This is a genomic window from Nocardiopsis sp. NPDC006832 (assembly GCF_040635885.1).
In the GTDB taxonomy this organism is placed as follows: domain Bacteria; phylum Actinomycetota; class Actinomycetes; order Streptosporangiales; family Streptosporangiaceae; genus Nocardiopsis.
This window is the reverse complement of the sequence record NZ_JBEYLC010000093.1, coordinates 1-16656: the sequence shown is the minus strand read 5'-3', so window position 1 is coordinate 16656 and position 16656 is coordinate 1. Positions and strand designations below refer to the sequence as shown.

The following is a 16656-nucleotide window of genomic DNA, read 5'->3' as shown; positions in this document are numbered from 1 at the left end:
ACTGCCCGTGGTGGGGGTGACACCGGTAGGGCGAGCGGTCGTAGTAGGGGCCGGTGTCGGCACCTGTGCTGCCCACACCCCCAACGGGAGCCACTCCGTGCCCGGAATGTGGCTCTGGGCGGGGGGTTCGGGGTGGGGGCATGCTGATATCCCCACAGGGCACGGGCCCTTGGGGTCTGACACCCAACCGGGGGTGTTCTCGCGGGGGTGGTGTTCCACCTGGCGGAAACGGGTGGCGGAAGCGGATGGTGGTGGTTAGAGGACAGTGGCTGGGGCTGGCTCCCCCTCCCCATCCCCGGACCCGGCTTCCTTTCCCGCTTCCTGGCGATTCTGGGCGTGGTGGTGTTCCCAGATCTGCCGGTTCACCTTCGCCTGCAACCGGTGCTTGAGCCGGTTATGGGTCGAGCACAAGATCTGCATGTTGTCCGCACTCGTGGCCCCGCCGTGGGAGAACGGAACGATGTGGTCGTACTGCGACCAGCTACGCGGCACGTCACAACCCTCGTGCCACTCACAGTAGGGCTTCTTGAACCCCGCCGCCTGGCGCACCGGGTCCGGGGCGCACCGCTGCTTACGCCCCACATCCAACAGAGTCCGACCCTGGGCGTCGGTCACGAACCGACGCAACCAACTCTCGGGGGCCAGGCGGGCCACCATCTGATCGGGCAACACCACACCATCCTCGGTGGTGGCCGGCTCAGTCGACCCATCACCGAGGAAGCGCTTCAGCGGCACGGTGATGTTGAGGGTCGCCAACGGCTGGCGGCTCAGGCTGGAGCAACCCCGGTGGCCCAGAGCGGTCTCGAAGATCCGCATCATCGCGTCATAGGTGCGCTGGTGCTTCGCCACGGCGGCGTTCTCCGGCCCATACGGCTCGGTGTAAGCCTCCAGGGCGGCCTGGATCAGCTCGTTATCGGCCCCCGGCCCCCACATCCGTAGCAAAAACCCGGACTCGAACGTGGGCGAGAACTGGGCGCCCCGGTTCTCGAACGTTTCATCGTAGTCCCGGTCGGCTTTGTCGGGGTCCAGGCGGGCGACGAACCATTTCGCCGCGTCCCGCAACTGGCGCACCGAAGCCTGCGGGCACTCCTGCTTATAGGCGATCAGCCCGAATTCCAACCGGGCCCGAAACCCCTCCACCGAAGGACGCTGGGCACGGAATTCCTCATCCGCCGTTTCCAGGACCTGCACCCAATCGGCCACAGCCTTTTCGGTGGAGGTCGCGATGGCGCACGCCTCACCCAACGACAAGGTGCTGGCCTGGAAGGCTTCTTCCACCAAGGGCAACTGCTGCCGGTGTAGGGCGCGGGCGAGGGTGGCGAGGCTCTTGGCCTCGGCCGGGGAGGTGCCCCACTGGTGGGTGATCCACGCCTGGATGCTGCGCTGTCCGCCTTCTTCCAACAGGGCGCCGGTGGTCTCCATGCGGGCCAGGGCGGGCAGCATCCCGTAGCGGATCCGGTCTGTTTCCTGGTTGAGCCGGCGAAACTGGGCGAGCACATCGCCCTCGCACCCGAACGGGATATCCCGGCCGGAGAATTCCACCGCCATCTCCCGCGCACCCGCCATCGCCTGATCGACCGGGGTGTTCCCGGTCGGGCGCGGTGCGTGGGGAGGAAAGCTCATACTCTGATTATATGAGAACACCCCAGGAAATGGCAGGCTTACCGGCGGGTATATTCAACCTATTTCCAGGTCGGTGAATGCGCCTACCATAGATGGGGTGGCCATTCTGGGTTATCCACAACCCCTTCCCCTATGACCGGATCCACCTATCACGGAGATGCTCCTAGCGACTTCGAGGGAAGGGGCTCTGAAGAGAAACGATCTTGTCCGTAGCGCCATGTTGGGCGCCCAAATGGGCGCTACGAGCAAGATCATCGCTGTGAAGACCAGAGCCGGCCACCGCAGGGACGCGGCCCGCCCCGTGCCCCACCTGTAGCGGGCTCTTCGTGACCGGACCCGTCACGTAGTGGCGACGCGGCCCACGAGGACACCAGACGGAGGGGAAGGCATCCGGCCGGCCACGGCCGGAGTGGGCCGCAGGCCCACAGGGCCGTTGGGACCTCAACCACTCTCCCCCCTTCCCCGATAGCCGCCAAACCGCCGCCCGCACCGCACGAGTCAAGGCCACCCACCCCGCTGCCAGAGCACACAACATTGCCTTGACGCGTGCGGTGCGGGCGGCAACAATCACGCGGCGGGGAAGGAGGGAGAACCCACCCCCACCCCGCACAACAACCGGAAGGTTCTCTACCTGAGGCGCCCCACCAACCACCCGACAGCCGCCAAACCAGCGTGGAGGTTATCGCCAGGGGCGTCCTGAAGTGTTGCAGCGTTCACCTCCCACCCACCTCCCACCCCTGGTCCAAAGCGAGTTCGGGCAGCACGAAGTCGGGAGAAAACAGGCTCCCCCAAATCGACGTTACGGGGGTAAGTGCTCGGTCGCCAGGGCGTATCCACAGCCTGTGGATAACCGCCTTCGAGGGATCTCGGGACAAGGCGAGGGGTCTGAGCCTGGGCTTGGGGCAACTTGAGGTCGGGTGCCGACCACGGCACCGGGTGGAGGCACTGATGGAATCGGCGAGGACAGGGCGGGGACGCATCTGGGATGCACCGGGGCACAGAGGTCTTACACCGGCTGAGGTCGGCGGTGATCCTCCGCTCGGCCTTTCTATAACCCGTCCACCTGCCCCCACAGTCCGACACGCGCCACGACTCCCTCAGAGGTGTTCGGACACACGTCGGCCCCGGAAGCCTTCGGGGCTCCGGGGCCGGTCGGGTCAGTGATCCTCGGGCGGTAGCGGCTCGCTGCGCACCCTTCGGGAGGGTGGGCCCGAAGCGAAATCGGGCATGGGCGGCCTCGGGGGCTTGAGCACCATGGGGCGCTTGCTCACCGGCTCGCCGGGGCGTGGCCGCGGAGCGGGCTCCGGGGCCCGATCGATCTCCTCGGCGGTGGGTTCCTCCACTACCTCGGGTTCCGGTTCGAGGAGGGGTTCGGGTTCGGGGTCCGGCTCGGGGCGTGCGGCACCCGGTGGCATGGAACCCAACCGGAAGGCGGCGCGCACCTCGGGTCCGGTGTCATGGTCCAGGGCGAGGTCGGCGGTCGATCCGGTGCGCTGGGCGACGGAGTCGAGTGACGGCAGGGGCTCAGGTTCCGGGGAGTCCTCCTCGGGTGGCGTCCACACCGGCGGTACGTAGTCGTCCAGCGCGGAGGCCTCGGTTCGGTCGGTCGGGGGTTCCCATAGGGGGGCGTCTTCGTCCGAAGGCTCGTCTGCGGTGGTCGCCCCGGGCTCTTCCGGCTCTTCGGGTTCCGTGGGCTCAAGGACTTCGTCGGTGTGTTCGGGGAAGAACAGGCGAACGCCGGGCAGCTTCTGCGCAGGCTCGGCGGGGTCGGGTTCCTCGTCCCAAGGCTCCGTGTCGGGTTCGTCCTGCTCGCCTGAATCGGGGGTCACCGGCGGGAGTGGTGGGGCCTCGGACTCGTCCGAACTGGGGTCGCCGGCCTCGGGTTCGTGCACGAACCCCTCGTCTCGTTCATCGGTCGACACCTCCCACGTCACCGGGTGGAAGTCCTCGGTGCCGTCGGTGTCACCGATGTCGGCCGGTTCCGGCTCGGGGGCTTCGGCCCCCGGCACCACCGGTGCTTCGGCGGCGGCCCGCTTGATCGGATTGTCGCCGGTGCGGGCGCGTCGCGGTAGCCGGATCGTGGGGACGGAGGGCTCGGGTTCCGAAGGCTCGGGTTCCGACAGCTCGGCTTCGGGCAGTCCGGCTTCCGGCGGCTCGGTCTCTTCCCGGGTCTCTTCCTCCGTCTCCCCTTCCTCGACCTCGGCTTCCTCGGCCTTCACTTCCGCGACGTGTGGGATCGGCTCGGTGGGCGCCTCGTGACCACTCGCCCGAGCCTCGATCTCCGGCTCGATCTCCGGCTCGGTCTTCGCCGGTTCCTCAAGCTTCTCGGGCCTCTCGGGCCCTTCAAGGTCCTCCGGCTCGCCGCCCAGACGCAGCAGTCGCGTCTTGAGGGCCTCGGGCGCGTCCTCCCGGGTGTCGGTCCGGGGCTTGGGCGAACCTCGCAGGACGGTGGTGCGGTCGTCGCTGGGCTTGGGGCGGGGGCGTGCCCGTGCGTTCCGTCGTCGCACGTGCGCCCGCACGGCGATCCACAGCAGGAAGGCGACCATCAGCGCGGCCAACGGCGCCACCGCCACCACCACGGTGAGACCGCGGGGGAGGGTGTCGCCCAGTTCGGCGAACCAGGTGGTCCTGGTCAGCACCATGGGTACCGCTGCGCTGAGGATCAGCAGTGGGATCAGACCGATGTCGATCCACAGGCGTTCGCGTGGCGGGGCCGCGCGCAACGCATAGCTGACCCAGAAGGCCATGAGGACCAGCAGGGTGAAGGTCACCGGGAACACGTGGGCCAGCGGGAGGGCGCTGTCGGCGTGCACGATCGCGGCGAGGCGGTAGATGCCCTCATAAGCGATGAAGAGTGTGCACACGGCGATGACGCCGACGAACAGCGCGCCGAAGACGAGAGCACCGGCTCCCGCGCCGCGATCCGCGCTACGACCGTTACGTGTCCCTGTCTCGGGGGCGTTGTTGTAAGGGGCCATCGTCAACGCAGCGTAGTCCAGCGGATGGCGCTAACACGAGATTCCGGCCGATTCCGGTTGCTTCCCGACGCCTAGAGAAGGGGAGGCTATGTCCGTTCTTGGGGGAATTGACGGAGGGTGTTCGGTCGTGGCCAGGGTGAGTCGTCCCTTGTGAAGGGGGCAAGTCACATCCGAACCGGGCGAATACGGTTCACCACTTATAAGTGCTCGGGGCTGTCCGGAGAGCGAAGGGGGTGGTGGATCTTAGAGGTTTGTGACGCATGCGCGAGGGGAAAGCGGATACGCTTGACCGTGTGAGTCTGCGCTTCTATGACACCAGTGCCCGACAGGTTCGAGAGTTCACCCCGATTCGCGAAGGGTGTGCCTCCCTGTACCTGTGTGGTGCCACGGTGCAGGCGCCTCCCCACATCGGCCACATCAGGTCGGGAGTCAACTTCGACATCCTGCGCCGGTGGCTGACCCACCTCGGGTACGAGGTCACCTTCTGCCGCAACGTCACCGACATCGACGACAAGATCATCAAGGTCGCCGCGGAAGAGGGCGTTCCGTGGTGGCAGGTGAGCGAGCGCAACCAGCGTGCCTTCACCTGGGCCTACGACAGTCTGGGCTGCCTGCCGCCCACGGTCGAGCCGCGTGCCACCGGCCACGTGCCGGAGATGATCGAGCTCATGCGGCGCCTCATCGACGCCGGTCACGCCTACCCGTCCGAGGACGGCTGCGGCGACGTCTACTTCAACGTGGGTTCCTACCCGGCCTACGGGGAGCTGTCCAACCAGCGCCCGGACCAGCTGGTCGAGGCCGCGGACACCGACCCGGACCGGGACAAGCGCGACCCCCGCGACTTCGCCCTGTGGAAGGGCGCCAAACCGGGTGAGCCCACGTGGGACACCCCTTGGGGTCGGGGTCGCCCGGGTTGGCACCTGGAGTGCTCGGCCATGGCGACCAAGTACCTGGGCCCCAGCTTCGACATCCATGGCGGCGGTCTGGACCTGGTCTTCCCTCACCACGAGAACGAGCAGGCCCAGTCCCGGGCCGCGGGTGACGGGTTCGCCCGGTACTGGCTGCACAACGGTCTGTTGGCCGTGGGCGGCGAGAAGATGAGCAAGTCGCTCGGCAACTCGCTGCGCATCCCACAGATGCTGGAGAAGGTGCGGGCCGTCGAGCTGCGCTACTACCTGGGACAGGCGCACTACCGGTCCACCATCGACTACTCCGACGCCGCGTTGCAGGAGGCCGCCGTGGCCTACCAGCGCATCGAGGGTTTCCTCACCCGCGCCGTCGAGGTGCTGGGCTCCGTCGAGCACGCTTTGGACGTCCCCAAGGAGTTCGCCGAGGCGCTCAACGACGACCTCGGGGTCTCGCAAGCCTTGGCGGTGGTTCACGGGCACGTGCGCGAGGGCAACACCGCGCTGGCCTCCGGCGCCAAGGAACGGGCCGCGGAGCTGGCCAACGAGCTGCGCACCATGCTCGACGTGCTCGGGCTGGACCCGTTGAGCCCGCAGTGGGCCTCCGGCGACCAGGGGCTGAGCGAGATCGTGGACGCGCTCGTGGTGGTCGCACTCGAACAGCGCAAGGCCGCTCGGGGGCGTAAGGACTACGCCGCCGCCGACGCCATCCGTGACCAGCTGGCCGATGCCGGTGTGGTGGTCGAGGACACCCCGCAGGGGCCGCGCTGGGACCTGCGCCGGGGCTGACCCGACCGATCCCGAATCGACGCGTGTGGTCACGCGTCCCCACTAGGCTGGGAGTTTGCCGCCGCCCATCGGCGAGACGGCGACCCATCGGCCGGAAGTGCTCTTCCGGCATGCTCGCGACACGTATTTGGAGGCGGCGATCATGCCGGCGAAGAAGAACAAGAAGGGCCCGACCAAGGGCAGCGGCGGCAAGGGACGTCGGTCCCTCGAAGCCAAGAGCGGGACTCTGCCCGCCGAGCAACGGCACTGGTACGAGGGCAAGCAGCGGCACAAGGCGAACAAGAACGCCACGCGTTCCGGTGGTTCCGCCGGTCAGGGTGGCGGCCCCGAGCGTTCGCCCAACCGTCCGGACAACTCCGACCTGCTGATCGGTCGCAACCCGGTCGTCGAGGCACTGCGTGCCGGCATGCCCGCCACCCGCCTGTTCCTGTCCAACAGCCTGGACCCGGACGAGCGCGTCAACGAGGCCGCCAAGTCGGCCGGTGCGCAGGGCGTGGACGTGGTCGAGGTGACCCGCTCGGAGCTGGACCGTCGTTGTGAGAGCAACGGCCTGCCCGGCGCGGCCCACCAGGGCATGGTGCTGCAGGTGCGGCCCTACCAGTACTGGGCGTCCGAGGGGCTGCTGGACAAGGCGCTGGACTCGGAGACTCCGGCGCTGATCGTGGCCCTGGACGGGGTGACCGACCCGCACAACCTGGGCGCCATCGCCCGTTCCGCCACCGCCTTCGGCGCTCACGGCCTGCTCATCCCCGAGCGTCGCGCCGCCGGGGTGACCATGGCTTCCTGGAAGACCTCCGCGGGCACGTTGGCCAAGCTGCCCGTCGCTCAGGCCACCAACCTGACCCGGGCCCTGGAGGCCTACAAGAAGGCGGGGCTGTTCGTCGTCGGTCTCGACGCGGGTGGGGACACGCAGCTGCCCGACCTGGAGCTGGCCACCGGCCCGCTCGTCATCGTCGTGGGTGCCGAGGGCAAGGGCTTGTCCCGTCTGGTCCGTGAGACCTGCGACGTGGTCGCGAGCATCCCGATCAGTGGCGCCGAGTCCCTGAACGCCTCGGTCGCCGCGGGTGTGTCCCTCTACGAGGTGGCACGTCGCCGGGGCGCTCAGGCATAATCGCAGGTCGGAGGCGATGGGATGGCGCCGAGTAGGCCACCTGTCGCCGGACCCGGTACCATGCGGGTGGACACCAGAGGCCGTGAGCCTCGGTGGCCGGCCGACGTAGCTCAATTGGCAGAGCAATCGCCTTGTAAGCGATAGGTTAGGGGTTCAAGTCCCCTCGTCGGCTCTGATCTTTCTCTGGCCCGGTCCTTCCCGACCGGGCCAGAGTCGTTTCCGGGCTCGGTGGGCAGACCGAGGGGACGGAGCACCCGGCCGGAAGAGCGGAGCAGTGACAGCGAACCCGAGCCCTGAGCAGTGGCGGGACCGGATGGTGGAGGCCCTACTCCGACCCGGAGTGGTGGGAGGGGAGTTCCTTTCCCCACGGATCGAACGGGCGTTGCGTAAGGTGCCGCGTCATCTCTTCATCCCCGAGGCGGATCTGGAACAGGCCTACGACCCCTTCAGTCCGGTGATGACCAAGCGCGACGAAGAACAGGGCTTTGTCAGCTCGGTCTCCGCGCCGCAGATCCAGGCGATGATGCTCGGCCAGGCCGAACTGCGGCCCGGGCAGCGTGTTCTGGAGGTCGGCTCTGGTGGCTACAACGCGGCTCTGATCGCCGAGATGGTCGGGCCGGAGGGTGAGGTCACCACCGTCGACATCGACCCGGACATCACCGCTCGTGCCCGAGACCTGTTGGAGGCCAACGGTTACGCGCGGGTTCGGGTGGTCACCGCCGACGCCGCTCGGGGGGTCGAGGAGGGTGCGCCCTACGACGCCATCATCGTCACCGCCGGGGCCTGGGACATTCCGCCCGCCTGGATCGGGCAGTTGACCGAGGGCGGTCGGTTGGTGGTTCCGTTCCGGGTCCATGGCCTGACCCGATCGATCGGGTTCGTTGAACACGATGGGATTCTGCACTCGACTTCGGCGCTGATCTGCGGGTTCGTGTCCATGCGGGGCGAGGACGAGCATCGGGGGATCCTACTTCGGCTCAGGGGGACCGAGGGGATCGTCCTGCGCTTCGATGAGAGGGTTCCCGAGGATCCGCACCTGTTGGACGACGTCGCGCGTACTCCCAGGGTGGAACGGTGGACGGGGGTGATGGTGACTCTCCGGGAAACGATCGACACCTTGCAGTCGTACCTGGCCACCACCCTGCCGGGTTTCTGCGTCATGACGGTCGACCCCGCACTGGATACGGGGACGGTGGCGCCGAACAGCACTCGCTTCTCCATGGCCGCGGTCGAGGGCGGTGACTTCGCCTACCTGGTCACGCGAGGGGTCCCGGGGCAGGGGGCGGTCGCATACGGGGTGCACGCCTTCGGACCGACGGCGGCGGAGTTCGCGGAACGGGTGGGGTCACGGGTCCGCGAGTGGGATCGGGGTCGGCGTTATGGGCCGGGGCCCGAGATCCGGGTGTATCCGATCTCCGTTCCGGTCGATCGGTTGTCGCAGGACCTGGTGGTCACCAAGCGGCACACCCATGTCACGTTCTCCTGGCCGACTTCCTGAACGTCGCGTCGGCCATGTGGTCTCGGGGTCTGCGTCAGCGTCGAAGAGTGTTCAACAGGCCGGACCATTCGTGGCGGTCGAAGGTGAGGTGGCCGTGTTCGCGGTTCTTGGTGTCGCGAACCAGGACGCTCGGTCCCCCGGCTACTTCGATGCACTCTCCGCCGTTGGTGCTGTAGCTGCTCTTGTGCCACTTCATCGGCTATCCCCATGAGCGCCGGGTATCTCGGTCGGTGCCGAGATACCCGATCGTGTCAGCGCCTAAGAGCATTCAAGAGGTTGGTCCACTCAGGGCCTTGGAAGGAAAGGTGCCCGAGCTCTCGGTACTGGGTGTCCCTGACCAAGACCTTCTCTCCCCCAGCGACCTCAACACAGTTGCCACCTCCGCTACCGGAGTAGCTGGACTTATGCCAGACCACTTTTTCGGCCTTGTCGAAAGCCACTTTGTACCTCATCCCTCAAATCGTTCACTACGGATGCGCAGGATGCGCTGGACGGATTCCTCCTGGTCGAGTGCCTGACTCTGAAGACGCTGGAAGATACGTGAGAAGAGGTCGACTTCCTGCTCCTTCTCCAAGTAGAGAGCGCCTGTTCGGTACTCGATGAGCACGACCTCCCCGAAGCTGACGTCATCCAACAGCTCCGGGAACTGCATGAGGGCGAAATTGCTTCCCGTTACCGGGTGAGCTCCTGCCTCGAACGGAAGCACTCGCAGGTCAATGTTGGGCGACTCGGCGCGCTCCAGGAGCGAAGCAAGCTGCTCACGCATGACTTCTGTATCGCCAACGGATCGGTAGAGCGCGCTTTCGTTGAAGACCGCCTTGAACTGAAGGGGTGAATCTCCGGTGAGCCGCTTCTGACGCTGCATGCGTACGGTGACGTGGCCCTCGACCTGATCGTCCGAGCCGGCATCGATATCAGCGGCGAGGATGGCACGTGCGTAGTCCTCGGTCTGAAGCAGACCTGGGATGACGCCGTCTTCATAGTTGAGCACGGCCTCAGCCTCGGATTCAAAGGCCACAAAAGGGGCGAACCAATCGGGGATCTCCCGGTGGTTCTGCCACCAGCCCAGTTCCTTCTGGCTCGCCAACTCGACAAGGCTGTCCCGTACATGCGAGTCAAGCCCGTAGTAGTCGGCGAGGCGATACACGACGGCTTTGGGGAAGGGGTTCTCCGCCCGCTCGTACTTGGTCAGAGTCCCCTGAGTGAACCCTGCGACCGAGGCGGCGTGAGTGACCGTTGCTCCATGTCGGATGCGAGCATCGCGCATCACCTTGGCCACCATCCGGCGCGCAACTGATGCTGTGGGTTGACCCACTGGACCACTCTCCTGACAGCCGATACCTCTTCAGTCTGGCGCACAGCAGTCCCACGGGCCAACTTTTCGCATGCTCGGCTAGGGAATAATTCCCTAGAAGAGATTGTGCATGGGAATCATTCCATGCACACTGATTCCAGAAGCTTCGACTCCTCAGAGCATCGGGTCGAACACGCTTCGAAGCAATGCGACAGCTATGCCTTGAAGGAGGCGCTATGGGCAAGGAGCGGATACCGGGACCGCGGCGGCCTGATGGTGGTGGGGTGGGTTGGCCGTCCGCACGCTGGTCCTACTTCGGAGGGACGCTCTCCGACGTGCGCCGTCTGCGTGACTGGTGTGGGAGTGAGCCGGGCCTACAAAACCACCGTGGGGACTGGGTGCGGCTGGTGGCCAGCGAACTCGCCACCAACGCCGTCCTGCACACCGCGACCGGCGAGAAGTACGGCCGCATGGGCGCTTCCATCGAGGTCCTCGACGACCGGGCCATCCTCTGCGTGCTCGACCAGGGAGCCAAGGCAGGCAAGCTCGCGTCGGTGCCGCGAGTGCGTCAGCAGGGACCGAACGTCCTCTGCGCCGGCGGCCGGGGGTTGTGGCTGGTGGATCGGATCGCCGAGCACTGGTGGTGGGAGGGACAACACGGCTTCCCCCTGGAACTCTGGGCGACCATCCCGCTGGACCGGGATCCGAGCGCGTAAAACCCCCAGAAAAACGAACACCCCGGACGGTGGGTGCAACCGCCGTCCGGGGCTGATCAACCACCTGAAACCAGCAGGAGGATGACTGTGCAGCACCCTATCGGCCGGCACCACCGGCGATGCCGAAGTCTCACCGAACACCTCTGGGCCTTGTTCGCCCTCGCCCTGGCGGCGGCGCTGACCTACGTGTTCATCCCGAAGGCACGAGAACGCGCGGCGATCGCTCCCGCCCCGAAAAGGGCGGAGATTGCGACCCCGGAACCGAGCCCGCCGTCCCCGGAGGACGACTACCGCCACCCGGACGATTACGCGGGCGCGCTGGTCCGCCCGTACCTGGCCTCTCCAGCCCCGCCGACCCCGCTGATCCCGCGCCCCCGAGTACCGGTAGGGGACCTACTGGCCGAACCCGAACCCGAACCGGCACCCGCCGACGACCTCACGGACCTTGCGGAAGCCATACGTACCTACCTGCGGGTATGCGGCTGACCCCCGACCAACGACGGGGCGTGCGGGGGTTTGTCCCCCGGGAGAGCCACAACCAGGTGTCCACCACATGGTGACGACCGGAAACCGCCGAATCCGTAGCGTTTCCCTCAGTCGCGAAGTTCCGCGCTCTCGACCCCCGCACCCCTTCCTGGAGATCGACATGTTCCGCACCGCCCGGACCGCCACCGTCACCGCCCTGATCGCCATCCTGGGCGCGGGTCTGACCGGATGCGGAGCGCTCTCCGACGTGGAGGACGGCCTGCGGGAAGCCGAAGGCGACCTGGAGACCGCCGCCGAGGAGATCGCGAACGACGGCGAACTCTTCACCGGCACGAAGACGCTCGACGTGAACGGCGCGTCGGTGAACCTCTCCTGCTCCGGTGACCCGGCCGTCGACAGCCCGGTCATCCTCCTCATGGCCGGGATGGGCGACGGCCTCGACACCATGGCCGACCTCCAGGAGACCCTGAGTGAACAGGACCGGGTCTGCTCCTACGACCGTCTCGGCGAGGGCGAGAGCGACCAGCCGGAAGGCCCGCAGAGCATCGCCGACAGCGGCGAGATCCTGTCGGCGGTCCTCGACGACGTCTCCGACGGCCCGGTCGTCCTGGCCGGCCACTCGCTGGGCGGCCTGATCGCCGCCCGCTACGCCCCCGACGACACCGAACGCGTCAAGGGTCTGGTCCTGATGGACGCCACCTCCCCGACCATGCTCGACGACATCACCGAGGTGATCCCCGAATCCGCCACCGGTGACGGCGCCGAGGTTCGGGCACAGAACATCGCCATGTTCGAGGGTGAGAACCCGGAGATGATCACCATCGAGAGCGACCCGGAGGTCCGCTCGGCCGGTGACATCCCGACGGAGGTCATCCAGCACGGCGTCCCTTACCTGGGTGAGATCCCCGAGTACGGCGACGAGCTGGAGCGCGTGTGGAGCGAGGGCCAGGAGAAGTGGCTGGCGGTCTCCGGAGCCAGTGAACTGAGCACCGCCGAGGAGGCCGGTCACTACATCCACGTCGACCAGCCCGAGGTCGCCGTCGAGGCCATCCGACGAGTGGTGGGTCAGGTCGCCGAGTAGGGGCGAGGACCGATCGCGGGGCTCAGCGCAGGGCGGCCTTCGGTGGCTTCTCGCGCAGGGCCCCGTAAGCCAACAGGTACGGCGGAATCCGCCTGGCCCACGGCACCTGCTCGACCACCCGCAACGGCAACGGCGGGGTCTCACGCCCCAGGTCGATACGCCCCTCCAACGCGGGCAGGATCGCGCGGCGGTGGGCCAGGCGCTGGAGGTTCTGGGTCAGCATCGTGACGGGCATCCGGCGCCGCTGCACGGCGGCCACGTCGGCCAGAGTCACCCGTCCACGGCGGAGAGGCTCCTCCAGATAACGGGCGGCGGCGACCGCGTCCTGCACGGCGAGGTTGATACCGATCCCTCCGACGGGCGACATCGCGTGCGCCGCGTCGCCGATGCACAACAGGCCCGGGGTGTGCCACCGCCGCATCCGGTCGACCCGGACGTCCAACAGCTTCACGTCGTCCCACTCGGCCACCAGCCGGCGCCCCTCGAACCAGGGGAACTGCCGCACCAACGCCTCGTTGAACTCCTCCAACGACCGTGCCCGGTTCCGCGCGTCGGCGCCCTTGGGGATGATCGCCGCGGCCTGGTAGTAGTCCCCGCGATCGATCAGGATGCTGAACCTGCCCTCCCCGAACTGCCCGATCCCGCCCGCAGGGTCGTCGGTAGCACGGGGCAGCCGGAACCACTGCACGTCCATCGGCGCGGAGAAGTCCCGCAGCTCCAGCCGGGACAGCTCACGGGCCAGGGAATCGCGGCCGTCACAGGCCACCGTGACCATGGCCCGAACCTCGCCGGTCTCCCCGTCACGGGTTCGATACCGCACCCCGTTGATCCGCCCGCCCTCCTCGATGAAGGAGGTCGCCTTGGTGTTCATCCGCAGCGTGAAGCCGGGCTCCTCGGAGGCGGAGGCGACGAGCAGGTCCAACAGGTCCCACTGAGGGACCATCGCGATGTAGTTGTAGTCGCTGTGCATCGGGGTGAAGTCCGCCAGGGTCACCATCCGCCCATCCGGCCCGGTGGGCAACCGGACTTGATCCACGCGGCGTTGGGGCAGTCGCGCGAACCGTTCGGCCAGGCCGAGGTCGTCCAGCAACTCCATGGTGGAGGGGTGGACGGTGTCGCCGCGAAAGTCCCGTAGGAAGTCGCCGTGTTTCTCCAACACGGTGACCTCGACACCGCAGCGGGCGAGGAGCAGACCGAGGACGATGCCGGCCGGGCCGCCCCCGACCACACAACACGTCGTTCTGGACATGTGACCACCTCTGTGACGGGTCGGGTGCCCTCAACCTACAGAGCGAGTGAACCCCTGTACAGGAAGGGTCCGGGGGTCGTGTTGCATGGAGCCGTGTCCCCGCCTGTCTGAGGAGGAGTGCGCATGCGCTGGACCGTCCACTCGGAGAAACCGCTCTACACCGACCGCTGGCTCGACATTCGGGTCGCCGATGTGGAGGTGGGCGAGGGCCGGAGGTTGGAGCATCGGCTGATCCGCTCCGCTCCGGGAGCGGGTGCCGTCCTGTTGGACGGTCGAGGGAACGTGCTGTTGATCTGGCGCCACCGCTTCATCACCGACACCTGGGGTTATGAGATCCCCATGGGAGGGGTGGAGGAGGGGGAGACACCGATCGAGGCCGCGGCGCGGGAGGCGGAGGAGGAGACGGGGTGGCGTCCGGGCCCGTTGCGGCCGCTGCTGTACACCCAACCGTCGGCGGGCATCTCTGACAGCGCGCACCACGTGTTCGTCGCCGAGGGGGCCGAACACGTCGGTGAGCCCGTGGACGGCTGGGAGTCCGAACGGGTGGAGTGGGTTCCGGTGGAGCGGGTTCCCGAGCTCGTACGGGACCGGAGGGTGGTCAGCGGCAGCACCATGAACGCGCTCCTGTACGTGTACGCGACGGGGTGAGCCGAAACCCATTGGTGTCCGGCCCCAGGCCTTCGTTAGGTTGCTGTCCCATGGACACCTCCACTCCGCGGGACTGGCTCACGACCAATCGTGCCAACTGGGACGAACGCGTCCCCCTGCACGTCGCCAGTGACTTCTACGACCTGGACGGTTTTCGCGCCGGGGACGAGGCACTGCGCGACTTCGAGTTGGCCGAGGTCGGCGACGTCACCGGCAGGTCCCTGCTGCACCTGCAGTGCCACATCGGGCTGGACACGCTCTCCTGGGCGCGGCACGGGGCACGGCGGGTGGTGGGGCTGGACTTCTCCGGACCGGCGGTCGAGGCGGCCCGGGGGATCGCCGCGCAGATCGGGATGTCGCGGGAACGGGCGAGCTTCGTCGAGTCCGACGTGTACGCCGCCGCCGACGTGGTGCCGGAGGAGTCGTACGACATCGTCTACACGGGTGTGGGCGCCCTCTGCTGGCTCCCCGACATCCGGCGGTGGGCCGAGGTCGCCGCCTCGCTGGTGGCACCCGGCGGATTCCTGTACCTGGCCGAGTTCCACCCGATCACGGACGTGCTCGACGACGAGACCGGAACGAAGGTCGTCCACGACTACTTCGCGCGCGAGGCCAAGGTGTACGAGGCCACAGGGACGTACGCGGACCTGGAGGCCCGTACCGAGAACAACCGTGCCGTCGAGTGGCAGCACCCGATCGGGGACGTGGTGTCGGCACTGGCGGCCGAGGGACTGCGACTGGAGTTCCTGCACGAACACGACGTGTCGCTCTTCCCACGGTTCGGCTCCTTCCAGCGCGACGACAAGGGTTACCACCGCTTCCCTGAGAGTTCACCGAGAATTCCCCTGATGTACTCCCTGCGTGCGAGCAAACCCGCGCGTTAGGGGACCGGTGTCGCAAGGGCCCGGAGTGGGTGCAAGATCGACAAAAGGGCCTATTGGTACCGGGTTCGGGGGTTCGGGAGAAGAATTTTCAGGAACTTCCCGCACACGCGGGAACGGGTTGGAAACGCTGTGAACTGTGCGAACGCCGGGGGTCTCTAGGTAAGTGGGGGACCGAACCCTCTCCTATTGGGTTGTTTCGCTTCCCGAGTGCTCCGGTTGATGGCAAAATGACCAGCTGAGGGAGCCTCCCGGCCGGATTCGTCCATGGACCGCCGTGCCCGCAGTCTTCCTCTCGAACCCCGCTGACACCAACCTGGGTCGGCCCTCGCGGCGAGTCCGCACACCCACGGCGGATCTCCCATCGCGAAGACCTCCTGGAATCCCCCGCAGTCCGTGCACGACGGCTGAACCACGAACCTTCTTCACCCGCATCCCCGGACCAACTCTCTGTGTCCTTCGACGTCCCTTCCCCGGCCCGTTCTCGAAGTGAATCGACCAAGGCATGCTGCTGACAGACACAGCGGTTCCAGTGGAGTCCGCCCCCACACAGATCTGGCTGTGGGTACTGGCGGCGAGCACGATCGTGCTCCTGGCCGCGATGGTTTACACGACCCTGCGACTGCGGGAGGCCCGGCGAAGCGCGACCGAATCGGCGCGCCGTGACGCCGGGTTGATCGAAGAGGCCCGGGCCGCGGCGGCCCGCGCCGAGGCCCGGGCCGACCGACTTCAGTCGGCACTGGCCCAACGCGACCGCACCGCCCGCACCGTGACCGAGGACCTGTTCCCACAGGTGACGCGGCGAATCCGAGAAGGAGCCTCGACCGACACCGTCCTCGCCGAGGTCGACTCCGCGGACGGCCCCGACCCCGCCACCAGACCACTGGTGGAGGCGGTCACCCGTTCGCTCTGGCGTGGGCACCAACAGCGCCGAAGACTCCTCAGCGTGGTCAAGGGCTGTGCCGACCGCGCCCGCGCCGGTGTCGCACAGCTGCGCGCCGACGTGCAACAACGCAGCGCACCCTATTGGAAGTCCCTCGACTCCACCGGGGCCAGTGAGCGGATGCGTGAGGACTTCATGGTCGTGGAGGCCGGTCTCTCCCGCCTGGAGATGCTCATCCAGCGCCTGCTCACCGTGGCCGAGGCCGACCGGATCGGCCGCAACTGGACCCAACCCCTGCGCGTCGAACGACTGGTCCGCGCGGCGGTCGGCAGTGTCCCCGACTACGCCCGCGTGCAGATGAACATGCCCACCACCCCGGTGGTGGTCGAGGGCCGCGCCGTCAACTCGATCATCCAGATCATGGCCGAACTGATCGACAACGCCACCGCCTTCTCCGCACCCTCCGAGGCCGTCGTGGTGCACTTCGAGAACACCGCCATGCGGCTCGGCGTGC

At 67.4% G+C, this 16656-nt stretch carries 14 protein-coding genes, 1 tRNA gene and 1 pseudogene; 10 read left to right on the top strand and 6 right to left on the bottom strand.

Annotated elements, in window-relative coordinates; all coding sequences use genetic code 11:
- Positions 1-255: 255 nt before the first annotated feature.
- Positions 256-1623 (bottom strand): DUF222 domain-containing protein, encoded by a 1368-nt coding sequence (locus tag ABZ717_RS26980; RefSeq protein ID WP_358515544.1) that lies wholly within the window; start codon positions 1621-1623, stop codon positions 256-258.
- 1157 nt (positions 1624-2780) lie between these two features.
- Positions 2781-4601, bottom strand: a complete 1821-nt coding sequence (locus ABZ717_RS26975) for a DUF2637 domain-containing protein (RefSeq protein WP_358515547.1) — start codon at positions 4599-4601, stop codon at positions 2781-2783.
- A 293-nt stretch (positions 4602-4894) separates the two neighbouring features.
- Here ABZ717_RS26975 and cysS point away from each other — a divergent pair, with 293 nt between their 5' ends.
- From cysS to fxlM, 4 genes are all read left to right on the top strand, one after another.
- Complete coding sequence (gene cysS, locus ABZ717_RS26970) at positions 4895-6295, top strand: cysteine--tRNA ligase (RefSeq protein ID WP_358515542.1); 1401 nt, start codon at positions 4895-4897, stop codon at positions 6293-6295.
- Between the two features lie 142 nt (positions 6296-6437).
- Positions 6438-7406, top strand: coding sequence for a 23S rRNA (guanosine(2251)-2'-O)-methyltransferase RlmB (gene rlmB / locus ABZ717_RS26965; RefSeq protein WP_358515540.1), 969 nt, complete (start codon positions 6438-6440; stop codon positions 7404-7406).
- A gap of 99 nt (positions 7407-7505) precedes the next feature.
- A tRNA-Thr gene (locus ABZ717_RS26960) sits at positions 7506-7578 on the top strand.
- A 102-nt stretch (positions 7579-7680) separates the two neighbouring features.
- Positions 7681-8904 (top strand): methyltransferase, FxLD system, encoded by a 1224-nt coding sequence (fxlM, locus tag ABZ717_RS26955; protein ID WP_358515538.1) that lies wholly within the window; start codon positions 7681-7683, stop codon positions 8902-8904.
- Between the two features lie 34 nt (positions 8905-8938).
- Here the strand turns inward: fxlM and ABZ717_RS26950 are convergent, their stop codons facing one another.
- From ABZ717_RS26950 to ABZ717_RS26940, 3 genes are read right to left on the bottom strand one after another with little or no spacing between them, the layout of a single operon-like run.
- Positions 8939-9100 carry a DUF397 domain-containing protein gene (locus tag ABZ717_RS26950; protein WP_358515536.1) on the bottom strand — a complete coding sequence of 54 codons (162 nt, stop codon included), beginning with the start codon at positions 9098-9100 and terminating at the stop codon, positions 8939-8941.
- A gap of 55 nt (positions 9101-9155) precedes the next feature.
- Positions 9156-9356 carry a DUF397 domain-containing protein gene (locus ABZ717_RS26945; RefSeq protein ID WP_358515533.1) on the bottom strand — a complete coding sequence of 67 codons (201 nt, stop codon included), beginning with the start codon at positions 9354-9356 and terminating at the stop codon, positions 9156-9158.
- On the bottom strand, positions 9353-10219 hold the full coding sequence (locus ABZ717_RS26940) for a helix-turn-helix transcriptional regulator (protein ID WP_358515531.1): 867 nt from the start codon (positions 10217-10219) through the stop codon (positions 9353-9355). The genes ABZ717_RS26945 and ABZ717_RS26940 overlap by 4 nt, the downstream gene beginning before the upstream one ends.
- A gap of 263 nt (positions 10220-10482) precedes the next feature.
- Here ABZ717_RS26940 and ABZ717_RS26935 point away from each other — a divergent pair, with 263 nt between their 5' ends.
- From ABZ717_RS26935 to ABZ717_RS26925, 3 genes are all read left to right on the top strand, one after another.
- Positions 10483-10914 carry an ATP-binding protein gene (locus ABZ717_RS26935; protein ID WP_358515528.1) on the top strand — a complete coding sequence of 144 codons (432 nt, stop codon included), beginning with the start codon at positions 10483-10485 and terminating at the stop codon, positions 10912-10914.
- An 87-nt stretch (positions 10915-11001) separates the two neighbouring features.
- Positions 11002-11400: a hypothetical protein gene (locus tag ABZ717_RS26930; protein WP_358515525.1), complete on the top strand. Its 399-nt coding sequence runs from the start codon at positions 11002-11004 to the stop codon at positions 11398-11400.
- Between the two features lie 160 nt (positions 11401-11560).
- Positions 11561-12481 carry an alpha/beta hydrolase gene (locus ABZ717_RS26925; protein WP_358515522.1) on the top strand — a complete coding sequence of 307 codons (921 nt, stop codon included), beginning with the start codon at positions 11561-11563 and terminating at the stop codon, positions 12479-12481.
- Positions 12482-12503: 22 nt separating this feature from the next.
- Here the strand turns inward: ABZ717_RS26925 and ABZ717_RS26920 are convergent, their stop codons facing one another.
- Positions 12504-13730 (bottom strand): FAD-dependent oxidoreductase, encoded by a 1227-nt coding sequence (locus ABZ717_RS26920; protein ID WP_358515520.1) that lies wholly within the window; start codon positions 13728-13730, stop codon positions 12504-12506.
- A 123-nt stretch (positions 13731-13853) separates the two neighbouring features.
- On the opposite strand from ABZ717_RS26920, the gene ABZ717_RS26915 reads away from it, so the two are divergent.
- The 3 genes and pseudogenes from ABZ717_RS26915 to ABZ717_RS26905 all read left to right on the top strand — a co-directional run.
- Positions 13854-14378, top strand: a complete 525-nt coding sequence (locus ABZ717_RS26915; RefSeq protein ID WP_358515517.1) for an NUDIX domain-containing protein — start codon at positions 13854-13856, stop codon at positions 14376-14378.
- A gap of 50 nt (positions 14379-14428) precedes the next feature.
- Positions 14429-15262 carry a class I SAM-dependent methyltransferase gene (locus tag ABZ717_RS26910; RefSeq protein WP_358515514.1) on the top strand — a complete coding sequence of 278 codons (834 nt, stop codon included), beginning with the start codon at positions 14429-14431 and terminating at the stop codon, positions 15260-15262.
- Between the two features lie 502 nt (positions 15263-15764).
- Positions 15765-16656 (top strand): annotated as a pseudogene (locus ABZ717_RS26905) (ATP-binding protein); the annotation flags it as partial.

What these genes read in the sequence shown, in the direction of transcription:
- ABZ717_RS26980 (WP_358515544.1), bottom strand. Translation starts at nt 1,623, where the DNA reads ATGAGCTTTCCTCCCCACGCACCGCGCCCGACCGGGAACACCCCGGTC.
- ABZ717_RS26910 (WP_358515514.1), top strand. Translation starts at nt 14,429, where the DNA reads ATGGACACCTCCACTCCGCGGGACTGGCTCACGACCAATCGTGCCAAC.
- rlmB (WP_358515540.1), top strand. Translation starts at nt 6,438, where the DNA reads ATGCCGGCGAAGAAGAACAAGAAGGGCCCGACCAAGGGCAGCGGCGGC.
- ABZ717_RS26975 (WP_358515547.1), bottom strand. Translation starts at nt 4,601, where the DNA reads ATGGCCCCTTACAACAACGCCCCCGAGACAGGGACACGTAACGGTCGT.
- ABZ717_RS26920 (WP_358515520.1), bottom strand. Translation starts at nt 13,730, where the DNA reads ATGTCCAGAACGACGTGTTGTGTGGTCGGGGGCGGCCCGGCCGGCATC.
- ABZ717_RS26925 (WP_358515522.1), top strand. Translation starts at nt 11,561, where the DNA reads ATGTTCCGCACCGCCCGGACCGCCACCGTCACCGCCCTGATCGCCATC.
- ABZ717_RS26915 (WP_358515517.1), top strand. Translation starts at nt 13,854, where the DNA reads ATGCGCTGGACCGTCCACTCGGAGAAACCGCTCTACACCGACCGCTGG.
- ABZ717_RS26945 (WP_358515533.1), bottom strand. Translation starts at nt 9,356, where the DNA reads ATGAGGTACAAAGTGGCTTTCGACAAGGCCGAAAAAGTGGTCTGGCAT.
- ABZ717_RS26950 (WP_358515536.1), bottom strand. Translation starts at nt 9,100, where the DNA reads ATGAAGTGGCACAAGAGCAGCTACAGCACCAACGGCGGAGAGTGCATC.